The sequence below is a fragment of the Mesorhizobium sp. M7A.F.Ca.CA.001.08.2.1 genome, assembly GCF_003998455.1.
Taxonomy (GTDB): Bacteria; Pseudomonadota; Alphaproteobacteria; order Rhizobiales; family Rhizobiaceae; genus Mesorhizobium; species Mesorhizobium ciceri.
Map to the genome: position 1 here is coordinate 1 of NZ_RZPW01000332.1, position 6,435 is coordinate 6,435.

The 6,435-nt window shown below is 61.6% G+C and carries 5 protein-coding genes and 1 pseudogene; 5 read left to right on the forward strand and 1 reads right to left on the reverse strand.

Translation table 11 applies throughout. From position 1 onward, the window contains the following. The first annotated feature begins 172 nt into the window (after positions 1–172). Entirely contained in the window at positions 173–2,128 is a 1,956-nt protein-coding gene (locus EN914_RS19635) for an LTA synthase family protein (RefSeq protein ID WP_013532518.1), read from the forward strand. A 47-nt stretch (positions 2,129–2,175) separates the two neighbouring features. Here the strand turns inward: EN914_RS19635 and EN914_RS19640 are convergent, their stop codons facing one another. Next, positions 2,176–3,837 carry a pilus assembly protein gene (locus EN914_RS19640; protein ID WP_024504320.1) on the reverse strand — a complete coding sequence of 554 codons (1,662 nt, stop codon included), beginning with the start codon at positions 3,835–3,837 and terminating at the stop codon, positions 2,176–2,178. A 452-nt stretch (positions 3,838–4,289) separates the two neighbouring features. On the opposite strand from EN914_RS19640, the gene rpsF reads away from it, so the two are divergent. The 4 genes and pseudogenes from rpsF to EN914_RS19660 form a co-directional block, all read left to right on the forward strand. After that, complete coding sequence (gene rpsF / locus EN914_RS19645; RefSeq protein ID WP_013532520.1) at positions 4,290–4,790, forward strand: 30S ribosomal protein S6; 501 nt, start codon at positions 4,290–4,292, stop codon at positions 4,788–4,790. Further along, positions 4,790–5,038 (forward strand): 30S ribosomal protein S18, encoded by a 249-nt coding sequence (rpsR, locus tag EN914_RS19650; protein WP_006203718.1) that lies wholly within the window; start codon positions 4,790–4,792, stop codon positions 5,036–5,038. Before rpsF ends, rpsR begins: the two co-directional genes overlap by 1 nt. A gap of 218 nt (positions 5,039–5,256) precedes the next feature. Next, positions 5,257–5,841, forward strand: coding sequence for a 50S ribosomal protein L9 (rplI, locus tag EN914_RS19655; protein ID WP_013532521.1), 585 nt, complete (start codon positions 5,257–5,259; stop codon positions 5,839–5,841). Positions 5,842–6,142: 301 nt separating this feature from the next. Next, positions 6,143–6,435: pseudogene (locus tag EN914_RS19660) on the forward strand (SAM-dependent methyltransferase); the annotation flags it as partial.

Sequence of the window (6,435 nt, forward strand, 5' to 3'; positions counted from 1 at the left end):
AGCCCGGTTCGACCCTGCTCGACGGCAGCTTCATCCGCCGAGTGCCTGTTCCGAAAGGCTTTTTGGCGATCACTCCTGATGAAAACCGCTCACGATTCGTTTGCTGGCTCTTCTTATTTTGGCCACAGGCGCTAGCTTTGCGTGACAATTCCATGACAATCGAGTGACGTGCTTGTCGCTGGGTGGGGAAGTTAAAGTGGCAAAGAGTTACAAACGCGCCGGCAAGGCCGCGCCACAGTTCCTGGAAGACGACCCCTCCACCGGCTATCTGCCGGGCAGGAGATGGCCGGTCGTGCGCTATGGGCTGATCAGCCTGGCGATCGCCGCCGTCCTGGTGTTTGCCATCGAACTGATCGTGCGCGGCGACTTTGCCGGCACGGTCTCCTTCTTCCTGCAGCCGCTCAAGCCGGGCTGGACCACCATCGTCGTGTTCGCGCTGATCCTGATCGGCCTCGATGCGGTGCTGGGCCGCAGCCATCAGAGCCTGATGATCGTCGCGCCGCTGACGCTATCGCTTGCCTTCGTCGGCCACCAGAAGTCGCATTATCTCGGCGATCCGCTCTATCCGACCGATTTCCTCTATGCCCGCCAGATCTTCGCGCTGTTGCCGCTTTTGGTGCGCGACCGGCCGATGACCGCGCTCGCCATGGTCGTCGGCATCGTCGCCGGCCTGTCGCTGCTCGTCTATGGCTGGCGGATGTGGCGCCGCAAGGTTCCCGCACTCAGCCGCAAGGGACGCCTTGCGCGGCTGACGCTGGCAGTGCCGCTGCTCGCCTTCTTCGTTTCGATCATGGACTATGCCACCTTCTCCTGGACCAGGGACCGGTTGCAGATCATCCCGATCATGTGGGACCAGAAGGAAAACTATGCCTCCAACGGTTTTGCGCTGGCCTTTGCGCTCAATGTGCCGATGGCGCATGTCTCTGCGCCGCCGGGCTATTCCGACAAGGCGATCGCGGCGATCGCCAGGCCCGATGTGACCGCCTCGGTGCCGGCCGAGAAGCCTGACATCATCATCGTCATGAGCGAGTCCTTCTGGGACCCGACCAAGCTGCCCGGCGTCACCATCACGCCCGATCCGATCCCCAATGTGCGGGCGCTGCGCTCCGGCTCGATGTTCTCGCCGGAGTTCGGCGGCATGACCGCCAATATCGAGTTCGAGGCGCTGACCGGCTTCTCCAACGCGTTCCTGCCGGCCGGCAGCATCCCCTACCAGCAATATGTGCGCACGCCGACGCCGTCGCTGGCAACCTTCCTCAAGAGCCAGGGTTATCGGGCGCGCGCCATCCATCCGGGCACCAACTGGTTCTGGAACCGTGGCGCGGTCTACGCCGATTTCGGCTTCAACGATTTCAAGTCGGAAGAGACGCTGCCGCCAATGCAAAAGCGCGGGCCACTGGCATCGGATGCCGCGATGACCGACGAGATCATCAGCGAGGCCGACGCCAGCGAAGAGCCGGTGTTCTTCTTTGCGGTCAGCCTGCAAAACCACGGTCCCTACGAACCGAACCGCTATTACAGTCCCACGCACAGGGTGCAGGCGCCGATCAGCCAGTGGGCGCGCGAATCGCTGCTCAGCTACGCCGAAGGCTCAGCCGATGCCGATCGCGGTCTCGAACGCCTCGTCGAATGGGCAAAGACACGCTCCCGCCCAACCGTGATCGCCTTCTTCGGCGACCATCTGCCGCCGCTCGGGCCGGTCTATGTCGAAACCGGCTTCCTGAAGGACAATGTCGCGCCGCGCAAGGAAGCGTCGCCCGAGGCTGCCCTCGAGCATCATGAGACGCCGCTGGTCATCTGGTCGAACCGCACCGGGCCAGCTGAGCACATGGGCGCCGTCAGCCCGGCCTTCCTGCCCTATCATATCCTGAAGACGGCCGGCATCAGCCATCCCTACTACACCGGCTTCCTGGGCGAGATGAGCGAACACTACCGTGTCGTCGACCGCAATTTGCTGCTGACGCCGGCTGGCGAGGCCACGCCCGATTGGGCGCGGCAGAAGGAGATCGATCCGGCGATCCGCGATTTCCGCCTGCTGCAGTACGATATGATGTTCGGCAAACGCCACGCGGCGCCCGACTTCTTCCCCGAAACGGTCGACAAGATTGTCGCCGCGCATACGAGTTGAGGCCAGCGATTCCCTCGGAGCCTGCTGGTCCGTCTCGGTTCGCGTGTTCAGTTGGTCAATTGCAGCTTCGTGAAATTGTTGGCGATCTGAAGGAACACGTTCGGCAGTTTGGTCGGATCGTTGACGGCATAATAGTTGCTCGGATCCGAGGCGCAGGCGCTGTAAAGCGCACGGTTGGCTGCGGTGTCGGATTGCAGCACCATGGTGTAGATCTGCACGCCCTCGTTCTTCAATTGCGTGCAAACGTTTTTGGTCCAGCCGTCGACATTGCGCGCAGCGGTCGTCTGGTTGTCCGATCCGAAGCGGCCGCCAGCCAGATAGCCATAGGATGTGTAATCCGACTTTGTCGATTCTTGTTCGCTGGCGCCATAGACGACGTTCTCGCCGTCGGTGAGCAACAGCACTATCTTACTGATCCCAGGCGTCTTCCACGGCGCTCCGTCGGTGTAGGGCGCGGCAGGCGACAGCACGCGCATACCCCACGACAGGCCCTCGGAGACATTGGTACCCGAGCCATTCCACTCGGTCATCTGACTGGCCGCCTTGCGCAGCTTGTCGAAATCGTCGGTCAGGGGGACCACCGGGGTCGGACACGCACGGTTCGGGCCGACAGTGATGGGAGAGCCGATCTCGGTGATGAGTTCCTTGGCGGGCGCAACATATTTGGCGATCTTTTCCCTGGCATCCCTGTCATCGGGCGACAGAAGTTCAATGAGATTGCCGAGCAGGTTGCTGAGATCGATGCCCAGAATGTTGATGCCCGACTGGGCAAGCCTGGTTTTGTCGCTGACATCGTTGAGATAGGAGTTGTTGTAGTATTTATCCGAATTGCCATAGGAGCCAGACGGCTTCTGGGCGTCTTCGGGATCATCCGGCGCAAAGTAGGGCACGAACAGCGTGTCGGGCTTGGCCGGGTCGGGTGGCGTGTCGGAGATATTGTAAGCGCCTGGCCGCGCCTCGACGCAACCTTTCCATCCGGTGCCATTCCATCCGGCATCGGCCCATCCGGTCTTCTTGAGCTGTTTGAAAAGCGCCATGTGGTTCGGCCGCTTGCCGTCGATGACGGGAAAATTGACGCCGTTGGTTGAGGACTTGCCGTCCATGTCGATCCAGGACGGGTCGAAGCCGTCGCCATTGACGTTGACGGCCGTCACGAAAGGAACCAGCGAGGCGCGGATCTTGCGCGTTGGCGATTTCGCCGCTTCGAGCGTGTCGAGCAACGATTTTGTCGCCGTCCTCAGCGCCGTCATCCGCGCGCCGGCCATCGAGCCGGTGTTGTCCAGCACCAGCACGACTTCGAGCTGGTTGTTCGATTCGACCGCCGAGGCATCGACCACGATGTGCTTGCTGTCGCCGAACAGGAAGGCGAAGTTGAGATGGACGTCCGCCGAGGCAACCGCCTTGGTCTTGACGAAGTTGACGCCCTTGTCGACAGTCAACGTCGCCTGCGCATTGTCGAGCTCGCCATGACCGACGATGTTGGCCTGGAAATAGCGGTTGAAAGCGTCATTGCGGGTGATGTCGAGATCGCCAAGGTGCGAAGAAGCAAGGTTTGCCGAATCGAGAGCGTTCTGCAAATTGCTCTTGGCCCGCATAAGGGTCGAGACATCGGTTGCGAAAGCGACTGCCGTCAGGATGACCGGCAAACCCAGTCCCAGCACAAGCGTGAAATTGCCGCTCTTCGAGCGCCAGAATTTGTTGAGAAGCATCCTTACCCCCGGAAATGCTTGCCGCTTTTGCGCGGTTGTCCGGGCTTTTGCGCCTTCCATGATGAATCGACCGTTGACGGCCAGGCTTCAACTCCACACAACCTGCTGGTGTGGTTAAGACGTGGTTGCCGGAAACCACGACTCCGGCCGTTGCTGCTTCCCGATCGTCGCCTGCGACACACGGGAATGCCGCTTGCCCTTGCTTTGCGGCCGGATTGCTGTATAGACGCCCGCAATCTGCCGGTCCTTGCTGGGGGCTGAACGGAGGGCCGGAGGTTTTCAGAACCTTCGTGTGAAGCCGGAAGTGCTTCCGCCTCCCGTGTCTCCGCTCTCGACCGTCTCGTCATGCTCCTTTCTTCCCCCTGCCCCTTCGAGGGTTTGCGGGTCAGAGAAGTTGCAGAGGCTTTTGCCGCCGGGAACCGGGAGAGAAACGAAGAAAGGCATAAGACATAATGGCTCTTTACGAACATGTGTTTCTTGCCCGGCAGGACCTCTCGCAGCAGCAGGTCGATGCGCTTGTCGAACAGTACAAGGGTGTCATCTCCGCAAATGGCGGGTCCGTCGGCCGGGTCGAGAACTGGGGACTGAAGTCCCTCACCTACCGGGTCAACAAGAACCGGAAGGCCTACTACACGCTGATGGACCTGAATTGCCCGGCGGCCGCGCTCAACGAGATGGAGCGCCAGATGGGCCTGTCCGAAGACGTGCTGCGTTTCCTGACCATCAAGGTCGAGGCGCATGAGGAAGGCCCGTCGGCCATGATGCAGAAGCGCGAAGAGCGCTCGGAACGCGGCGGCTTCGGCGACCGTGACCGTGGCGATCGTGGTCCGCGTTCGTTCGGCGATCGTGATCGCGGCGACCGTGGCGATCGTCCGCCGCGCTCGTTCGGCGACGCCGGTGCCGATCGTGGTCCGCGCCGTCCGCGCGAAGGCTTTGAAGGGGGTGCAGAATAATGGTCGACATCAATCAGATCCCGACCCGGCGCCCGTTCCATCGCCGCCGCAAGACCTGCCCGTTCTCCGGCGCCAACGCGCCCAAGATCGACTACAAGGACGTGCGTCTGCTGCAGCGCTACATTTCCGAGCGTGGCAAGATCGTGCCGTCGCGCATCACCGCCGTCAGCCAGAAGAAGCAGCGCGAACTCGCCAAGGCGATCAAGCGCGCCCGCTTCCTCGGCCTGCTGCCCTACGTGGTTCGCTAATATCTCAAATGCGGGCGGTTCGCCGCCCGCTCTTCTCCCACGGCGACGGGCGCCGCAGGGTTGAACATCAAATCCCGGGTTGAGGTCAAAACCTCTAACTGCCGCACAGGCAGGACAGCGACACCAGCGCCAAAGGCGCTCAAGCTTCCTGACCTGTTCCCAAGACATTCGGCGCCGATCTCATCGATCGATTGGCGTCCAACCAAAGGAACAAATCCATGGACGTCATTCTTCTCGAACGCGTTTCCCGCCTCGGCCAGATGGGCGATACCGTCAAGGTCAAGGACGGCTTCGCCCGTAACTTCCTGCTGCCGCAGGGCAAGGCGCTGCGCGCCAACGAAGCCAACAAGAAGAAGTTCGAAGGCCAGCGCGCCCAGCTTGAAGCCCGCAACCTCGAGCGCAAGTCGGAAGCGGCCCAGGTCGCTGAAAAGCTCGACGGCAAGAGCTTCATCGCCGTTCGCTCCGCCGGCGAAACCGGTCAGCTTTACGGTTCCGTTTCGACCCGCGACATCGCCGATCTGCTGACGGCGGAAGGTTTTTCGATCAACCGCAACCAGATCCTGCTCAACCAGCCGATCAAGACCATCGGCGTCACCAATGTGGCGATCGCGCTGCATCCGGAAGTCGAGGTCACCGTCACGCTCAACATCGCCCGCACGGCCGACGAAGCCGAGCGCCAGGCCAAGGGCGAGACGCTGACCACCGCCGAAGCCATCTATGGCGACGACATCAACGACAACGCCCGGCCGGAGAACTTCTTCGATCCGAACACCGAGTTCGAGGGCGACGAAGACAACGCCTGATCACACGTCGCAAGCGATTGGAGCCATGGGGCTGATCACGACTTGACGCCAAGCTCCGATCACTTTGCCGTCATCCAGCCATGCTGGACCAATGCCCGGGCCTCGCGCCCGGGCATTTTTGTGCCAAATGGAACTTTTCGAACCCCTATATATTGTTGCAGACTATGGCGTCGCGCGTCCTTTGGCCGCGCAAAGCACGCTGTGCAACTTTGGTTCGGCGCAAGATCTCCGGCGAAATCGATCCCGATTTTCGCGGTCACGCGCCAAGGCAGCCTGTCTGGCCGAGAGGGGACATTTGGTCATGAATATTCTGTTGAAGCGCGTTCTCGACCGCTTGGTGCGCACCGGCAATCTTAGGGTAACCGGCCCCAAGGGCACGGCGGTGGTTTTCGGCGACGGCAGCGGCGAACCGGTGCACATGCACATCAAGACCGCGCATGCCGAGCGCGCCATCACCTTCGATCCGATGCTGGCGGTGCCTGAAGCCTACATGGACGGCGAACTCGACATTCTCGAGGGCGGCGTGCTGGGCGTGATGCGCATCGCCTTCCAGAACATGGGCAGCGGCGGCATCGACGCCACCTGGTCGAAGGC